The sequence below is a fragment of the Leisingera sp. ANG-M7 genome (assembly GCF_000813965.1).
Taxonomy (GTDB): domain Bacteria; phylum Pseudomonadota; class Alphaproteobacteria; order Rhodobacterales; family Rhodobacteraceae; genus Leisingera.
The window spans coordinates 136,392-152,566 of the sequence record NZ_JWLI01000017.1; the positions used below are offsets into that span (position 1 = coordinate 136,392).

Annotated in this window: 16 protein-coding genes; all 16 read right to left on the reverse strand. The window is 61.8% G+C overall.

Translation table 11 applies throughout. The features are described from left to right. The gene (locus RA26_RS18685; RefSeq protein WP_241482688.1) at window positions 1–183 is read right to left on the reverse strand and encodes a hypothetical protein; all 183 of its coding nucleotides are present in this window, start codon (window positions 181–183) and stop codon (window positions 1–3) included. Between the two features lie 65 nt (window positions 184–248). Continuing rightward, complete coding sequence (locus RA26_RS18690) at window positions 249–770, reverse strand: hypothetical protein (RefSeq protein WP_241482689.1); 522 nt, start codon at window positions 768–770, stop codon at window positions 249–251. A gap of 93 nt (window positions 771–863) precedes the next feature. After that, a complete protein-coding gene (locus tag RA26_RS18695) occupies window positions 864–2,069 on the reverse strand; it encodes a DegT/DnrJ/EryC1/StrS family aminotransferase (protein ID WP_039186313.1) in 1,206 nt (401 codons plus the stop codon). Between the two features lie 144 nt (window positions 2,070–2,213). Next, window positions 2,214–3,524: an NAD(P)/FAD-dependent oxidoreductase gene (locus RA26_RS18700; RefSeq protein ID WP_193747640.1), complete on the reverse strand. Its 1,311-nt coding sequence runs from the start codon at window positions 3,522–3,524 to the stop codon at window positions 2,214–2,216. A gap of 107 nt (window positions 3,525–3,631) precedes the next feature. Beyond that, window positions 3,632–4,990: a glutamine synthetase family protein gene (locus RA26_RS18705; protein WP_039186314.1), complete on the reverse strand. Its 1,359-nt coding sequence runs from the start codon at window positions 4,988–4,990 to the stop codon at window positions 3,632–3,634. Then, window positions 4,990–5,670, reverse strand: coding sequence for a type 1 glutamine amidotransferase (locus RA26_RS18710; RefSeq protein WP_039186316.1), 681 nt, complete (start codon window positions 5,668–5,670; stop codon window positions 4,990–4,992). Before RA26_RS18710 ends, RA26_RS18705 begins: the two co-directional genes overlap by 1 nt. Window positions 5,671–5,755: 85 nt before the next feature. Then, window positions 5,756–7,075: a glutamine synthetase family protein gene (locus RA26_RS18715; RefSeq protein ID WP_039186319.1), complete on the reverse strand. Its 1,320-nt coding sequence runs from the start codon at window positions 7,073–7,075 to the stop codon at window positions 5,756–5,758. 184 nt (window positions 7,076–7,259) lie between these two features. Next, on the reverse strand, window positions 7,260–8,066 hold the full coding sequence (locus RA26_RS18720; protein WP_039186321.1) for an ABC transporter permease: 807 nt from the start codon (window positions 8,064–8,066) through the stop codon (window positions 7,260–7,262). Next, window positions 8,063–8,947 carry an ABC transporter permease gene (locus RA26_RS18725; RefSeq protein ID WP_039186322.1) on the reverse strand — a complete coding sequence of 295 codons (885 nt, stop codon included), beginning with the start codon at window positions 8,945–8,947 and terminating at the stop codon, window positions 8,063–8,065. The genes RA26_RS18720 and RA26_RS18725 overlap by 4 nt, the downstream gene beginning before the upstream one ends. Window positions 8,948–9,058: 111 nt before the next feature. Further along, window positions 9,059–9,766, reverse strand: a complete 708-nt coding sequence (locus tag RA26_RS18730) for a transporter substrate-binding domain-containing protein (RefSeq protein WP_039186325.1) — start codon at window positions 9,764–9,766, stop codon at window positions 9,059–9,061. A 39-nt stretch (window positions 9,767–9,805) separates the two neighbouring features. Beyond that, window positions 9,806–10,585, reverse strand: coding sequence for an ABC transporter ATP-binding protein (locus RA26_RS18735; RefSeq protein WP_039186326.1), 780 nt, complete (start codon window positions 10,583–10,585; stop codon window positions 9,806–9,808). A 134-nt stretch (window positions 10,586–10,719) separates the two neighbouring features. Then, the gene (locus tag RA26_RS18740; protein WP_039186328.1) at window positions 10,720–11,493 is read right to left on the reverse strand and encodes a phosphate/phosphite/phosphonate ABC transporter substrate-binding protein; all 774 of its coding nucleotides are present in this window, start codon (window positions 11,491–11,493) and stop codon (window positions 10,720–10,722) included. Then, window positions 11,490–11,930 (reverse strand): tellurite resistance TerB family protein, encoded by a 441-nt coding sequence (locus RA26_RS18745; RefSeq protein ID WP_039186330.1) that lies wholly within the window; start codon window positions 11,928–11,930, stop codon window positions 11,490–11,492. The genes RA26_RS18740 and RA26_RS18745 overlap by 4 nt, the downstream gene beginning before the upstream one ends. Continuing rightward, window positions 11,930–12,391 (reverse strand): tellurite resistance TerB family protein, encoded by a 462-nt coding sequence (locus RA26_RS18750; RefSeq protein WP_039186332.1) that lies wholly within the window; start codon window positions 12,389–12,391, stop codon window positions 11,930–11,932. Before RA26_RS18750 ends, RA26_RS18745 begins: the two co-directional genes overlap by 1 nt. 41 nt (window positions 12,392–12,432) lie before the next feature. Then, window positions 12,433–12,741 (reverse strand): DUF1330 domain-containing protein, encoded by a 309-nt coding sequence (locus RA26_RS18755; protein WP_039186334.1) that lies wholly within the window; start codon window positions 12,739–12,741, stop codon window positions 12,433–12,435. A gap of 183 nt (window positions 12,742–12,924) precedes the next feature. Continuing rightward, entirely contained in the window at window positions 12,925–16,041 is a 3,117-nt protein-coding gene (locus RA26_RS18760) for a valine--tRNA ligase (RefSeq protein ID WP_039186337.1), read from the reverse strand. Between the last annotated feature and the right edge of the window lie 134 nt (window positions 16,042–16,175).

A 16,175-nucleotide genomic window follows, 5' to 3' on the forward strand; every position in this document is an offset into this window, starting at 1 on the left:
TCAGGACCCGGCCTCAACCTTCAGCACGTTGTGCAGGCGGTGATAGGGCGCGTTTTTCACGATCTTGTCCAGATCCTTTGCCGCGGGTGCCGGACGTGCGCGCATGAACAAATAGGCGCTGGCACCAAAAGACAGGGCGCAGGCGCCGATGATCGTGCTGACGATAACAGTCTCAAGTCCCATGGCTTCAAACATGCGTTTCTCCGGTTGCACTGCCAATATAGGGGAGGATTGCTGAAATTTCCATATCACTTCCCCTCCTTCCTGAGTTTGCCTGCTTCCAGCACATGACGGGCCAGGGAATCGGCGCTTTCCCGCGCTTGCGCGCGGCGGCGCATCTTGCCCCGCCCGCCGATGCGGGAGGCGGTTGCGAAAATGAAGCCTGAAAACGACAGCAGGGTGAGGCCAAAAGCCAGCCCGCCGGTCACTGTGCCGGCAATTGCTGCGCCAAAGCTCGCCAGCAGCGCGCCGGCAGCCAGACGCTGGGCCCATTGGCCGATCACCTGATCCGCGTCACGGGCCTGCGCCTCGGCCTCTGCCGCCTCGGTAGCATAGGCGGCCAGCAGGTCGGCCACGGCCAGGCCGCAGTCCGGGTCGTTGGAGGCGCGGATGGCGGCCAGCAGCGCAGCCCGTTCTGCCTGGTCCAAAACAACCGCGCCAATGATCTGGCTCAGCTCACCCCCGGGGACGGCGTCCCCCATGCTCAGCGAATTTGCCATGGCCACCAGCGCGGTGGCCGGGCGCCTTTTGAATCTCAATGGGGTTTTCATGGGCGGCACCGTGAACGGCACAAGCCAGGATTGCAATCATGAAAAGGCCCCGGCGCGGGCCAGGGCGTTTACGCACTGAAGCACCCGTTTCGTTCAGGCGGCAGCCTTGCTTATGGTCTCTTCTGCGGCAGCCAGAAGGATGTCTGCAATCACGTCCAGCTCTGCCCGGGTCAGCCGCACCGGAAGGCGCACGTCACAGGCCTTCATCAGCATGGCGCGGGTCTGCGGCAGATCGGGCTGTTCGCCCAGGAACTGCCAGTTCCAGAAGGCGCGGGCGTTGTCGGTCGACAGGCCGAAAACCTGCACCTTGACGCCCTTGGCCTCAGCCGCGGCGGCAAAGGCGCGGGTTTGCGCCTCGCTCAAATTCACCAGGTTGAACTGGATCGAATCTGGTGCGCGGCGTTCCGGATCCAGCGGTGCGGGCACGTCAAAGAAAGGGGAGGCATTCAACCGTTCCGCCACGTAGTCGTGGTTGGCTAGGCCGTCGCGCACCCGGCGCGCCAGTTCCGGCAGCTGCGGGCGGATCACCGCGGCTGAGAGGTTGCTCATCCGCAGGTTATAGAGCGGCAGCTGGTTCTGCCACTTGGCAAAGGCCTGCTCCAGGTCCGGGGTGTTTTCCCCATGCGGGCCTTTGTGCTTTTTCCAGTTGTGCTCATAGGCACCGGACATGATCGCGGCGCGGGCAACCAGGTCGGCGTCGTCGGTAATCAGGATGCCGCCTTCGCCTGCGTTGACCATCTTGTAGGACTGGAAGGAGAAGCAGCCAACCTTGCCGATGGTGCCGATATTTTTGCCGTTCCAGGTGGTGCCGAGCGAATGGGCTGCGTCCTCGACCACCGGTATGCCGCGGGCATCGCACAGCGCCATGATCGCATCCATGTCGGAGGTGTGGCCGCGCATATGGCTGATGATCACCGCCTGCACGCCGTCCAGCTTGGCCTCGAAATCGGCCATGTCGATACGGTAGTTGTCAGCCACCTCGCACAGCACCGGCACACAGTCGGCATGCACTACGGAGGAGGGTACAGCAGCAAAAGTAAAGGCTGGAATCAGCACGCGGGCGTCACGGGGCAGGCCAAGCGCCTTCAGCGACAGGAACAGCGCGGCCGAACAGGAAGACACCGCCAGCGCAAATTTGCAGCCCAGAAGCTCTGCGTATTCCTGTTCCAGCAGCGTGACCGGCGCATTCTCCGACGCGGTGTAGCGGAACAGGTCGCCCGATTGCATCAGGGCGTCGATGGCGTCGCGGGCGGCTGCGGGAATGGGTTCAGCGTCATGAACGTTGGGCGGCAGAGCCATATTTCAAAATCCTGAATTGTTGCTTTGGGAAATGTAAAACTAACTCTCCAGGATGCCAAGACCGGACGCGGCGGAATCTGCTGCGTCCGGCGAAATTTCACAGAATTGTTGCGGAGTTGCGCGGAATCCGGCTTAGGCCACTGCTTAGACGCCCAGACGGTCGCGCATGGCAAACCAGGTCATTGCCAGCACCAGGAGCGGTGAGCGCATCCGCGGCCCGCCGGGGAAGCGCGGGGCGGGGACGCGGGCCAGGGTATCAAACCCCACGGCCTGGCCCTGAATGGCCTGCGCCATCAGCTGGCCCGCATGGGTGGCAGTGCCGACACCGTGGCCCGAGTAGCCGGAGGCGGTCAGCACATTGGGCGCCAGCCGCGCCAGATAAGGCATCCGTTTCATGGTGATGCCCAGAGTGCCGCCCCAGGCGTAGTCGATCCTGACGTCCTTCAGATGCGGAAAGATTTCCGCCATCGGCTTGCGCACTGTGGCGGAGATGTCTGCCGGAAACCGGTAGCCATAGCTTTCGCCGCCGCCGAACAGCAGCCGCTTGTCATGGCTGAGGCGGAAGTAGTTGACCACGAACTTGGTGTCCGCGACGGCCACATCGCGGGCCAGAACACGGCCGGTGTCATCGCCCAGCGGTTCGGTGGCCACCACGAAATTGTTGATCGGCATCACCCGCGCTGCGACCTGGCCGTTCAATCCGCCGAGATAACCATTGCAAGCCAGGATCAGATGGTCTGCTGTGACGATGCCGCCCGCAGTGCGGATACGCAGCTGGCTGCCTTCCTGAATATCCAGAACCTCGCTGCCTTCGCGGATGACGGCCCCGGCAGCGGCGGCTGCACGGGCAAGGCCCAGCACATAGGCGAGCGGGTGCAGGTGGCCTGCGCCCATGTCGAGAGAGCCGCCGACATAGGCAGGCGAGGGGCAGAGCGCCTGCATCGCGTCCCGGTCCAGCAGTTCGATTTGATCATAGCCGTAGCGGTTTTGCAGATGTTCGGCATAGGCGTGTTCATGCGCTGTCTCGCCCCTGGAGAAGCAGGCATGCGCGACGCCAGGCCTCAGGTGGCAGTCGATGCTATGGCGGGCCACCAGATCCTTCACCAGGTCCTTGGCATCTTCGGCCAGATCCCAAAGCTTGCGGGCATCATCCTGGCCGACGAGTTTTTCCAGCCCGTCCTGTTCCATCCGCTGGCCGCTGCCCAGCTGGCCGCCATTGCGGCCCGAGGCGCCAAAGCCGACCCGCTGCGCTTCCAGCAGTACAACGGACACCCCGGCCTCCGCCAGATGCAGCGCAGCCGACAGGCCCGTATAGCCGCCGCCGACGATGCACACGTCCGCCTTTGCATCGCCATCCAGCGCTGGAAAACGCTCCAGCGGCGCGGTGGTGGCCGCATACCAGCTGTCAGGATATTCACCCTTGCGATCATTGGAATAGAGCAGGTTCATCGCCATCCCGCACCTCACCTGTTGGAGGGAGTCCCCGGAAGGGATCCCGCTGTTCTTCTTTGCCCAAATACTCAATTGCACAGGCGCTGCATCGGGGCGCAGCGCCTGCGGCTTCAGACGTTCATCAGCAGATGCTCGCGCTCCCAGGGGGAGATGACCTGCAGGAACTCCTCATACTCCGCGCGCTTCACGATGGAGTAGACGCGGGCAAAGTCCGGGCCCAGCACTTCGTGCAGCTCCGTGGCCTCGTCGAACAGGTCAAGCGCCTGACCCATCACCTGCGGGATATCGCCTTCGCCCTCATAGGCGTCGCCCTTGAACTGCTTGCGCGGGCGCTCCTCGTTGACCAGGCCGAGATAGCCGCAGGCCAGCGACAGGGCGATGCCCAGGTAGGGGTTGCAGTCCATGCCGGCGATGCGGTTTTCCACCCGCCGGGCCTCGGGGCCGGACAGCGGCACGCGGATGCCGGTGGTGCGGTTGTCGCGCGCCCATTCCAGATTGATCGGCGCGGCGTGATCCTTCACGTAACGGCGGTAGGAGTTCACATAGGGGGCCATCACCGCGAGCCCGGCAGGCAGGTGGTTCTGCAGGCCGGCGATGAAGTTGTAAAACGCATCCGTCTCGCCGCCCTGCGGGCCGGAGAAGATGTTCTGGCCGGTTTCAATGTCCAGGATCGAATGGTGGATGTGCATGGCAGAGCCGGGCTCATCCTCGATCGGCTTGGCCATGAAAGTGGCAAAGCAGTCATGCCTCAGTGCTGCCTCGCGGATCAGCCGCTTGAAGTAGAACACCTCATCCGCCAGCTTGACCGGGTCGCCGTGCAGCAGGTTGATCTCCAGCTGGCCTGCGCCGCCTTCCTGGGTGATGCCGTCGATCTCAAACCCCTGCGCCTCGGCAAAGTCGTAGATATCGTCGATGACGGGCCCAAACTCGTCCACCGCGGTCATCGAATAGGCCTGCCGCGCCGCAGCCGGGCGGCCGGAACGGCCCATCATCGGTTCGATTTCCTTGGCCGGGTCGATGTTGCGGGCAACCAGGAAAAACTCCATCTCCGGCGCCACTACCGGCTTCCAGCCCTTGTCATGGTACAGCTGCACCACACGCTTCAGCACGTTGCGCGGAGAAAAGGGGATCGGCTTGTCATCGCGGTCGTAGGCATCGTGGATCACCTGCAGCGTCCAGTCGCCTGTCCAGGGGGCGGCTGTTGCTGTGGACATGTCCGGCTTCAGGGTCATGTCCTTTTCGATCCAGCCGTCTTCATCCGCGGCATCTGCCCAGTCCCCGGTTATGGTCTGGTAGAAGATGCTGTCGGGCAGATGAAAATAGTCGGTCTTTGCGAATTTCGATGCCGGTACCGCCTTGCCACGGGCGATACCGGGAAGGTCCGAGATAACGCATTCGACTTCGTCGAGACGACGCCCCTCCAGATAGGCTTGTGCTGCTTCGGGAAGGGTGTCGAGCCAGGCTGACATTAGATCCTCTCTTTCCTGTAAAATTCTGCGAGGAGGGTTGCGATATCTTGGTTGTCCACGGGGGCGTCCAGCTCAGCGGCTGCACGGTCCAGCAGGTCGTTGGGCACCACGCCGCGGCCGCGTTTTTCGATCAGGCCGCCGACGAAGGCATTGGGGAATTCCGGGTGGGGCTGCCAGGAGATGATGTGGTCGCCGTAGGCGAGGATACCATTGCGGCAGAACTCATTGCCGCCCAGCACCCGCGCGCCGTCGGGCAGATCCACCACCTGGTCCTGATGCCAGGCGTTGAGGGTCAGGTTCTTGCCGTCCACCTGATAGGTGACACGGCCTACGGCCCAGCCGCCCTCATACTTTTCGACTTTGCCGCCGAGCGCCTGGGCGATGATCTGATGGCCGAAGCAGATGCCCGCCAGCGGCTGCTTGCGCGCGTGAATGGCGCGGATCAGATCCTCCAGCGGCGGGATCCAGGCGTGGTCCTCATAGGCGCCGTGCTTGGAGCCGGTGATCAGCCAGGCGTCGGCGTCCTGAGGCCCGTCCGGCAGAATGCCGTCCACCACCGCCCAAGTCTGAAACTCAAACCCGTTGCCGTCCAGCATGTCGCGGAACATGGCGTCGTAGTCGCCGAAACTGCCGAACAGGTCTTCGGGGGAATGGCCGGTTTGCAGGATGCCGATTTTCATAAGTCACCAAATTTGATCAAATTGAGCCTAGCCGAGGATGCCAGGGCGGGCAAGGGCCTTGCCGGACGCCGCGGGCAAAGCGGGTTTATACCGCCTCCAGCCAGGACAGCCAATGGCTCTCCCTGGGGCGTTCCGCAAAGCCTTTCAGCTCCTGCCGCTTGGTCATCACCAGGTTGCGGATGGCGAGATCGGGCAGAATGCGGGCAATCAGCGGGTCGGTGTCGAACCAGTTGATTGCGGTCTCCCAGTCGGAGGCCAGCTGCGGCAGGCCCTCGATCTCGTAGATGTTGCCGTCTGAGGGGGCGGGCGGCTGCATCTTGTCTTCAATACCGGCCAAGGTCGCGCCCAGCACCGTGGCCAGCATCAGGTAGGGGTTGATGTCGCCGCCTGCGACCCTGTGCTCGATCCGGCGCGCCTTGGGACTGCCGCCGGGAATGCGGATGGCAGCGGTGCGGTTTTCATATGCCCAAGCGGCACTGACCGGGGCGTGGGCACCCGGCACCAGCCGGTCATAGGAGTTGCCATGCGGGGCAAAAATCAGCGAGCTGGCAGGCATCGCCGCCAAACAGCCGGCCACTGCGTGCATCAGCAGATCAGATCCTTTGTCGCTGCCGTCATCAAAGATGTTGTTGCCGTCCTGATCCTCGACCGAGAAATGCACATGCATCCCGTTGCCGGCTTCCTCGGCATAGGGTTTGGCCATGAAGGTCGCGGCAAATCCGTGTTTGCGCGCAAGCCCTTTTACCAAAGCCTTGAACAACCACGCATCATCTGCGGCGCGCATGGCCTCCTGATGGAGGAGGTTGATTTCGAACTGGCCGAGGCCGGCCTCCGAAATGGCGTCCTGTGCGGGAATGCCCATCGCCTCAGCACCGTCATAGAGATCTGAGAAGAACTCATCAAAGGCGTCCAGTTCGGCAATCGACAGAACCGATTGCTGGTCCAACTCGCGCCCCGTCAGCGGGTCGATCGGCGGGGCCGGGCGGGTGCCGCTGTCGTCCAGCAGGCTGAACTCCATCTCGGTGGCGGCAACCACGGTCCAGCCGCGCGCAGCGTAGCGCGACAGCACATCTGCCAGCACATGGCGGGGATCACCCAGGAAGGGGGATCCATCCTCCCAGTACATCGCCATCGGCACCAGCGCCGAGGCGGTCTTGAGCCAGGGCATTGGCACCGGGCCGCGCTCAGTGGGCAGCATCACTCCGTCGGCGTCGCCGGTTTCAAAGACCAGCGGGCTGTCTTCGACGTCGCGGCCCCACAGGTCGACGTTAAGGGCGGACACCGGCATCCGGGCGCCGCCGCTCTCCAGTTTGCCGGCCTGGCTCGCGGGCAGCCGCTTGCCGCGCATCTGGCCGTTCATATCGCAGGCGGCAATGCGGATTGTCTTCAGTCCGGGCAGGTCCATTTGGGGCTCCATAAGTGCGTTGCGCCAACCCTAGCCTAAGGAAATCCATTCGCCAAGATAATTTGATCAAAAGATTGATGCGGCAGCAGAGGGGCCTGTTGCAGCGGTTGCTGCCCGGCTGCTTGATGCTCAGCAAGTTTGCCTGCATCCAAAGAAAATGGCTCCCGAAGGAGCCATTCTGCTTTTAGCGGATCAGGCTTATTCTCAGTCTGGGCTTGGCCCGCCGCTCCTGCGGCAGATGCCTGTTCAGCCGCCGGTTCACAAAGCCGAACAGGCTGATAATCACTAGCGTCAGCAGGATGAAGTAGAAGGCCAGGATCGGGTAGGGGACAAACGGGTTGAAGGTCTTGTCCGCGAAATAGCTGGCGTAATAGAGTGCATCGCCCTGCTGCCGCCAGGCTGGGAAGCCGGAGAAGAACACCAGTGTGGTGGCATGGAACAGGAAGATCGCCTCGTTGGTGTAGGCAGGCCAGGCCAGCCGCAGCATGGTCGGGAATGTGATGCGACGGAAGCGGTTCCAGCCGGTCATGCCATAGGCGTCAGCTGCCTCGATGTCGCCCTTGGGGATCGACAGCAGCGCGCCATAGAAGATCTCGCCCGAGTAGGCCGCGGTATTGCAGAACAGCACGACCAGCGCGCCGAGCCAGGCGGAAGTGAACGGGTCAAAGAAGCTGGAGACGCCCTTGAGGCTAAGGAAACAGGCGTAGGCAAAGAAAAACTGGATGAACAGCGGGCTGCCGCGGAACACGAAAATGAACCACTCCGCGGGCTTGCGCCACAGCGGGTTGGGGCTGGATTTGCCCACCGCCAGCGCCACCGCCAGGAAAAAGCCGGTCATCAGCGCCAGCGCGCCGAAATAGACATTCCAGATCAGGCCGGAGCCGATCAGGGTGAAATGCTCGCACAGGGTATATTCGCCCCGCGGCAACAGCCGTTCGCCAAAGCCCAGGGAGCGGAAGGCATAGGCCTGGATGGTTTCAACGCAACTCATGCCGCTGCCTTTCTTTGTGCTTCACCTGCTGCTGTGGCCTGGCCCTTGGTCAGGCGGGTCATGATACGGTCCAGAACCACTTCGGACACTTTGGTGAAGCAGAGGTAGAACACCAGAAGCGCCGCGAAATACCAGACATGCCAGTTCGGGTGCGGGTAGTCGGTGAAGCGCGCGGTCTTGGTGCCGCCCAGTTCACGTGCCCAATAGACGATGTCTTCAACACCCAGCAGGAACAGCAGCGGCGTGGACTTGATCAACACCATCCACAGGTTCGACAGGCCGGGCAGTGCATAGACCCACATTTGCGGCACCAGGATGCGCCAGAACGCTTGGCGATGGGTCATGCCATAGGCCTCCGCCGTTTCGATCTGGGCGCGTGGCACGGCCCGCATGGCGCCGTAAAGGACGTTGGCCGCGAAGGCCCCGAACACGATGGAGAAGGTCAGGACGGCCAGGAAAAAGCCATAGGTTTCATGCACCCACTGCGGCGAAGTTGAAAGTGGCAGCTTGGCTGCGTCGCAGACCACAAAGTCGATGCCCTGGCGGATCGGCTGGTCCCAATCCGGGCATTTCACCTTGTGGCGCATCCACTCAAACGCCTGGTCGAGTGCGATGACGAAGAACAGGAAGAAGGCAATGTCCGGCACACCGCGCACGATGCTGGTGTAGCCCTTGCCGAACCAGCGCAGCGGCAGGAACTTGGAGCGGGCAGCACTGGCAGCGCCGAAACCGAACAGCAGTGCCACCGGGGCGGTGATCGCCAGCAGGGTCAGCACCACAAAGACAGAGATGTAGAGATTCACATGCTTGCCGGTGGTCAGATAGCAGCTTAGCCAGCTTAGCCCCTCAAGCGTGGATGGGTCCGTGCAATAGGAAAACATATGTACCCTGTCTTTCTCGAGTTCACGCCCGGCACGCGAGGCGCCGGAAGAGAATGAATGAGGCCCGCGCGCCGCAGCGGCGGGCCTGCAAGATCCTGCAACAGGATCAGATTACCACTGGGAGGACACTTCCCACTTGGCGATCAGTTCATTGAGCGAACCATCGTCTTTCATCGACTGGATTGCTGCGTCGAACTTGCCGCGCAGTTCGGCATCCGACTCGCGGAAACCCATGCCAACGCCGCCGCCAAGGGATTCGGATTTCTCCAGCATCACCAGATCGTCGCCAACCACGGTGTCGAGGAAGCTTTTGTCGGCCAGAACCGCGTCAGCTTCGCCATTGCGCACGGCTGCGACGGTTTCTTCCGGGGTGGCGAATTCGACCAGGGTCCAGCCCTGCTCGGCGATGAAGGCCGCCTGGATGGTGGTGGCCTGGGCCGCGATCACGCCGCCTGCCAGGTCGACGTCAGCCGACTGCGCCACATAGGCGGACGGATCCGGCGGAGTGTAGGGCTGGGTGAAGTCGATGACTTCATCGCGCTCGTCGGTGATCGACATGCCGGCGATGATGGTGTCGTAGTTGCCGGAAACCAGGTTCGGAATGATCGAATCCCAGTCGTTCTTGACCCACTCGCAGGTCAGTTCGGCGCGTTTGCACAGTTCATCGCCCAGTTCGCGCTCGAAGCCGTCGATCTCGCCGGCGTCGTTGACGAAGTTCCACGGCGCATAGGCGCCTTCGGTGCCCAGGCGCACGGTGTCCGCCAGGCCCATGCCCGCGGTCAGCGCCAGGGCGGCGGTGCCAAGGATCAGAGATTTCATCAAGTTACTCCCATTTTTGGTTGGTTATTGATTTCGTTATTATTGGTCGTGGCGGGTCGATGACAAGAACGCGCGCAACCGTTCGGAGCGGGTTCCGCCAAAGACGTCATCCGGCGTGCCTTCTTCCTCGATCAGACCCTGGTGCAGGAACACCACGTGACTGGACACATCAGCTGCCATCTTCATGTCGTGGGTCACGATCAGCATGGTGCGGCCTTCAGCGGCCAGATCCTTGATCACCTTCACAACTTCCTGCTCCAGCTCAGGGTCCAGAGCTGAGGTGGGTTCGTCGAAAAGCAGCGCCTCCGGCTCCATGCACAGGCCCCGGGCAATCGCCGCGCGCTGCTGCTGGCCGCCGGACAGCTGCGCCGGGTAAACGTCGCATTTGTCGCCGATGCCGACCTTGGCCAGATAATGGCGCGCTTTTTCCTCGACCTCAGCCTTGTCGCGGCCCAGCACTGTGACCGGCGCCTCCATCACGTTTTGCAGGATGGTCATATGGGCCCAAAGGTTGAATTGCTGGAACACCATCGACAGGTTGGTGCGGATTCGCAGAACCTGTTTGGCATCGGCCGGACGGCGCGCCAGCCCCTTGCCGGTCCATGTGATCGGCTCGCCCTTGAACAGGATTTCACCCTGCTGGCTGTCCTCCAGAAGGTTGCAGCAGCGCAGCAAGGTGGACTTTCCAGACCCCGAAGACCCGATCAGCGACACCACGTCGCCCTTCTTGGCGGTGATGTCGACGCCTTTGATCACTTCCAGCTCGCCATAGGATTTATGCAGGCCGCGGATTTGCAGAACGGGCGTTGTATCGGTCAAGGTGTCTTTGTCCCTGTGAGTGGAAATTCGTTCTTATTGGACCGAAAAAAAGACCGAATGCAACGTTCAAACCGCACAAGCTGTCACCTCAGTTGTCAAAACGGCGGGTTTGGCGGTGCATTTCGGAAGGAGCGCTACGTAAGCTCCGCCGCGCGGATGCGCTGTTCGGTCAACACCGGGCCGGGCGGGGTCGGCACCGCCAGATAGTCGCTGGGGGTGAACCGCACCAGACCTTTCAGATGCAAACACGCTCTGGTGTCCTCATCCAGATCGCGGATGGTGGTTTCTATGGCCGTGAACAGCTCGTCCGCATCTCTGCCCAAGGCCGTGATGTAGGGCAGGGTGGGTGTTGGAACGGTACGTTCAATCTCGATCAGACTGCTGGCAAATGAGTCGTGCTCCCGGATCAATTCCCAGGTCAGCGCGTCGAGAGAGGCAAAGTCGGCGCGGCCTACGGCAACAGCTTCGGCAGACAGCCGGTGGCCGCCGGTTTCCACCAGTGCGCCGGGCAGGATGCTTCGGTCGTGCAGATGCACCATTGGCGCCGCCCAGCCCGATTGCGACAGGGATTCGTTATAGGCAAAGCGGCGTCCGCCAAACGACGAAAGCGGCTGGCCCGCGTCTTGCTTGCGGGCTACGAAGACGCTGTTGTAGTAACCGGGTTCGCAGCCGGGCAAGCCGTAATCCGGGGTTCCCACCAGCTCCACCTCGCCATAGAGACGGGTGCGGTAGGGACAGCCGCAGGTTTGCGACAGCAGCAGCTCCGGAGATTTCCACACCTGCCAGAAATCTGTACCGCGGGTCAGCTGATCCGGGCCGCCGCTCAGATGCTTGCGGATCTCTGCCCAGAACCTGTCGTTGGCCGCCGCGGTCTCCGGACGGTCGTACATGCCGAGATGTGCAATCATTTCACAGCCTCTGCCCGTTTGCGCGCCATGGCGCTGTCCACGTCCGAAACCCCCAGCAGGCTGGCCGACAGCCGCAGCAGTGCGTCTTCGTTTGCGTCCCGGTGCCCGTCGGCCAGCGCGACCTGCCAAAGCGCCTCGATCACGCCGGTTCGGTCCTCATAAGCCACCGCATCCTTGATGGCGCGGGTAAAGCGGACAGTATCCGGCGCCTCAGCCTCCATCGCCTCAGCCTGTTCGCGCAGGATCAGTGCACCGCCGGTGTCCAGCCCGTAGCGGGTGGTCAGGATGCGGTCGATGCGGTCCTTCTCCACCTCGGAATAATTGTGGTCTGAGCGGGCAATCCGTACCAGCAGCGCCGTCAGTGCGAGTTTTGCGCCTTCGTCGTCCAGCTGCGCGGGCGCTGGCTCCAGCAGCCGGTTCAGCAGTTCCTTGAACATCAGCTGTCCTCCGCTGTGGGGGAGAATTTAGCCACCGCGCGGGCGCGCGCTTTCTGGCTGTCGGCATAGGACAGGCCCATCGCCTTGCGGGCATCCTCGATGATGGTGATTTCGCCTTCATGCTCATTGCCGTCCGCAAGCACGACTTCCCACAGCGCATCCAGCGCTGCCAGCCGTTCCTCCAGCCCGGTAGTTTCACGGATCAGCCTGCCGAAAGTGTCGGTCTCTGGGGCCGCGGCGTGCAGTTTTTCGCAGGTGGCGCGCACCTTGGCCGCCTCGATCGCGTTATGCTGGTAGAGCCGCGCCAGAATGCGGTCAATCAGGCTGATCTCCTCCAGCTTGTAGTCCCGGTCGGACTGCGCCACCCGCACCAGAAGCGCCCCCAGCGCAAGTTCAGCGTCTGGATCAGGCAGAGCAGGCGGTTCAGAGGGGCGGAACGCTTGAAAGAGCTTCTTGAGCATAGGCATCGGCAGACCTCAGGCAGAGCGGCAGGGCAGGCGGGTCAGCCCGCGTACCCTTCGATGATGTGCATATCACCCGTCGAGACCAGATCGCGAAAGGCCTTGGCGTCCTGATAAGCCACGGAATCATAGCAGGCTTTGGCGGTTTCGAAATCCTTGAATTCAAGGACCACAGTGCGGGCCCGGAACGCGCCTTCGCGGACTTCCCGCTCACCGCCGCGGATCAGGAACTTGGCATCGTATTCAGCCAGCACCGGGCGGGCGGCGTTTATGTAGGACTGATAGCGCTCCATGTCGTTCACATCCACATGGGCCACCCAGTATCCCTTGGGTGCGGATCCTTCGGCCATGGCTGCAGCCTCCCTTGTTCTTATGGTTGCGGGCAGGCTGATACAAAACGGCTGCAAAGACAATGGGGCGGTTATCAGGAATTTCCCCGTATTTCTGGAAAGATGAACGATTTCAGTGCGCTGCTGCATAAAGTGAAACGCCCGCCGGAAGGGCGGGCGTTTCAAAAAAGCTTGGCAATGGGATCAGGCGATCTCTGCCAAACGTGCCAGAGCCTCTTTGACCTTGGCTTCCTCTTCCTCGCGTGCGGCAAGGTTCTCCCGGGCTTCCGCCACAACCTCTTCCGGCGCGGAGGCCGCGAACTTCGGGTTGTTGAGCCTCCCGCGCAGGCCGCCCAGCTCTTTGGCCAGCTTGCCCAGGGTTTTCTCCAGACGCGCCTTCTCGGCATCCACGTCGATCACATCCGCCAGCGGCAGGCCGAAGGAAGCACCGGGGGCCGCCACAGAAGCACAGCCTTTGGGGAAGCTCTCCACCTGTTCCAGCACGGTAATGCGGGCCAGTTTCTGAATCATCGCCTCATTCTTCTCCCAGGCGGAACGCGCCTGATCGGAGAATTCGGTCACAACCATCGGGATTTTGGCTCCGGCCGGCACATGCATCTGCGCGCGGGTGGAGCGGATGTTCTCAATCGCAGTGATCACCCAGTTCATCTCGGCATCAGCCTCGGCGTTGACCAGCTCGGTGCCGTAGGTCGGCCACTCGGCATGCACCAGCATCTTCTCGCGCTTGGCGGTGTTGCCCCACAGCTCCTCGGTGATGAAGGGCATGATCGGGTGCAGCAGGATCATGCACTGATCCAGCACCCAGCCCAGGGTTTGGCGGGTCTCAGCAATCACCGCTTCATCCTCGGAGCCGAACAGCGGTTTCGACAGCTCGATGTACCAGTCGCAGACCTTGCCCCAGACAAAAGCATAAAGCGCATTGGCCGCGTCGTTAAACCGGTAGGCCTCCAGTGCTGCGTCCACTTCCACCCGCACCTTGGCGGTTTCACCGATGATCCACTGGTTCACGGCAGCCTGCGCATCCGGACAGACATAGGCCGGGACGTTATCATCATAGACGTTGTTGAAATGGGCAAAGTTCACCGCATTCCACAGCTTGGTGCCAAAGTTCCGGTAACCCTTGAGGCGCTCCATATCCAGCTTCAGCACGCCGCCAAGCGCCGCCATCGCAGCAGAAGAGAAGCGCAGTGCGTCGGCGCCGAATTCCTCTATGATTTCCAGCGGGTCTACCACGTTGCCAGTGGATTTCGACATCTTCTTGCCTTTGGCGTCGCGCACCAGGCCATGCAGGTAGACGGTGTCGAAGGGGATCTGATCAACGACCGCCAGCTGCATCATCATCATCCGGGCGACCCAGAAGAACAGAATGTCCTGACCGGTGACCAGGGTCGAGGTCGGGAAGTACTTCTGCATCTCGGCGGTGTCTTCCGGCCAGCCCAGCGTGCCGATCGGCCAGAGGCCGGAGGAGAACCAGGTGTCCAGCACGTCAGGGTCGCGGCCAATGCAAAGTTCGGCCTCTAATCTAGCCGGGTCTGGGTTGATGCCATGAACATCGAGAGATGACTTTACAGGTAGGGAACCGTTAAAGGAGACGGCCGAAACATTGATGTTTGTAAGATCGGAATAATACTGTTTAGCAAGCTGTGCTGCTTCTGTTTCTGAAGCCGCACAAAATGATACGCAGTCGGAACCGCTGGGAAGCAGATACGTCTCGTCGCCAGACCCGTCCTGTGCTGCGTGCTCTTCTAGAGCTTCAGCCAGCCATTCTTTGGTCGGCCCGTACCACACCGGGATCTGATGGCCCCACCACAGCTGGCGCGAGATGCACCAGGGCTCGATGTTTTCCAGCCAGTGGTAATAGGTCTTCTCGCCGCTCTCCGGCAGGATCTTCACATCGCCATTGCGCACTGCATCCAGTGCGGGGCCGACAACTTTTTCCGCGTCCACGAACCACTGATCGGTCAGCATCGGCTCGATCACAACCTTGGAGCGGTCGCCAAAGGGCTGCATGATCGGCTTGTTCTCGACGTAAGGCTCCGGCACTTGGACCTCTTCGCCGCTTTCCGGATCGGTCTTGGTGACCGTGTGCATGACCGCCAGCCCTTCGCTGGTGATCTGCTCGACCACCAGTTTGCGCGCCTCGAACCGGTCCAGACCGCGCAGGTCGTCCGGCACCAGGTTGATGGCGTCGGCTTCGATTTCACTCAGGGTCTGCTCGCCCTTGGCAACCGCCATGGCAACGCCTGCGGCCTCGTCATAAGACGCGCCGTCGGCCCGCATCTGGCCGCGCATATCCATAAGGCGGTACATCGGAATGCCGCCGCGCTTGGCAACCTGATAGTCGTTGAAGTCATGCGCGCCGGTGATCTTCACAGCACCCGAGCCGAAGTCCTTGTCCGGGTACTCATCGGTGATGATTGGGATCAGTCGGCGGTGCTCCTTGGGGCCGACCGGGATTTCGCACAGTTTGCCCACAATAGGTGCGTAACGCTCATCCGACGGATGCACCGCCACTGCGCCGTCGCCCAGCATGGTTTCAGGCCGTGTGGTGGCGATGGAGATATAGTCGCGCTCCTCCTCGAGGATGACGTTGCCGTCCTCGTCCTTCTCCACATAGGTGTAGGTGGCACCGTTCGCGAGCGGGTATTTGAAGTGCCACATGTGGCCTGCAACCTCGATGTTCTCGACCTCAAGGTCGGAAATCGCGGTTTCGAAATGCGGGTCCCAGTTGACCAGCCGCTTGCCGCGGTAGATCAGCCCCTTGTTGTACATTTCCACAAACACCTTGATCACGGCGTCATGGAAGTTGGGGGAGTTCTCGTGGCCGGTGCGGGTATCACCCTGCGCGCCCGCCATGGTAAAGGCGGTGCGGGAGAAATCGCAGGACGCGCCAAGGCGCTTCAGCTGCTCAACAATGGTGCCGCCGGATTTTTCCTTCCATTCCCAGACCTTTTCCAGGAACTTTTCGCGGCCGAGTTCCCGGCGGGACGGCTGCTGGTTTTTTGCCAGCTCACGCTCGACAACCATTTGGGTGGCGATCCCCGCATGGTCGGTGCCCGGCTGCCACAGGGTGTCGTAACCCTGCATCCGCTTCCAGCGGATCAGAATATCCTGAAGCGTGTTGTTGAAGGCATGGCCCATGTGCAGGACGCCGGTGACGTTCGGCGGCGGGATCATGATGCAATAGGTGGAGGCTTCCGGCTTGGCGTTGGCGCCTGCCTTAAAGCAGCCAGCCTCTTCCCAGGCCTTGTAAAGGCGGCTTTCGGCTTCAGCCGCGTTGAATGTCTTTTCCATCGCCATGCGCTCGATCCTGCGTGGGTGTCATTTCGGGTCGGGCTATCCCTTACCGAAAGGGGCGGCAAAGGGAAAGTACCCTAAGGCGCGGCGGCTGGCAGGAGGAACGCTCGCGCTTTGGCAGGCACATATTTTCGAGT

Coding starts and splice junctions, on each gene's coding strand:
- RA26_RS18720 (WP_039186321.1), bottom strand. CDS start 8,066: ATGAGTTGCGTTGAAACCATCCAGGCCTATGCCTTCCGCTCCCTGGGC.
- RA26_RS18730 (WP_039186325.1), bottom strand. CDS start 9,766: ATGAAATCTCTGATCCTTGGCACCGCCGCCCTGGCGCTGACCGCGGGC.
- RA26_RS18725 (WP_039186322.1), bottom strand. CDS start 8,947: ATGTTTTCCTATTGCACGGACCCATCCACGCTTGAGGGGCTAAGCTGG.
- RA26_RS18685 (WP_241482688.1), bottom strand. CDS start 183: ATGGGACTTGAGACTGTTATCGTCAGCACGATCATCGGCGCCTGCGCC.
- RA26_RS18755 (WP_039186334.1), bottom strand. CDS start 12,741: ATGGCCGAAGGATCCGCACCCAAGGGATACTGGGTGGCCCATGTGGAT.
- RA26_RS18745 (WP_039186330.1), bottom strand. CDS start 11,930: ATGTTCAAGGAACTGCTGAACCGGCTGCTGGAGCCAGCGCCCGCGCAG.
- RA26_RS18690 (WP_241482689.1), bottom strand. CDS start 770: ATGAAAACCCCATTGAGATTCAAAAGGCGCCCGGCCACCGCGCTGGTG.
- RA26_RS18760 (WP_039186337.1), bottom strand. CDS start 16,041: ATGGCGATGGAAAAGACATTCAACGCGGCTGAAGCCGAAAGCCGCCTT.
- RA26_RS18695 (WP_039186313.1), bottom strand. CDS start 2,069: ATGGCTCTGCCGCCCAACGTTCATGACGCTGAACCCATTCCCGCAGCC.
- RA26_RS18705 (WP_039186314.1), bottom strand. CDS start 4,990: ATGTCAGCCTGGCTCGACACCCTTCCCGAAGCAGCACAAGCCTATCTG.
- RA26_RS18710 (WP_039186316.1), bottom strand. CDS start 5,670: ATGAAAATCGGCATCCTGCAAACCGGCCATTCCCCCGAAGACCTGTTC.
- RA26_RS18700 (WP_193747640.1), bottom strand. CDS start 3,524: ATGGCGATGAACCTGCTCTATTCCAATGATCGCAAGGGTGAATATCCT.
- RA26_RS18715 (WP_039186319.1), bottom strand. CDS start 7,075: ATGGACCTGCCCGGACTGAAGACAATCCGCATTGCCGCCTGCGATATG.
- RA26_RS18750 (WP_039186332.1), bottom strand. CDS start 12,391: ATGCTCAAGAAGCTCTTTCAAGCGTTCCGCCCCTCTGAACCGCCTGCT.
- RA26_RS18740 (WP_039186328.1), bottom strand. CDS start 11,493: ATGATTGCACATCTCGGCATGTACGACCGTCCGGAGACCGCGGCGGCC.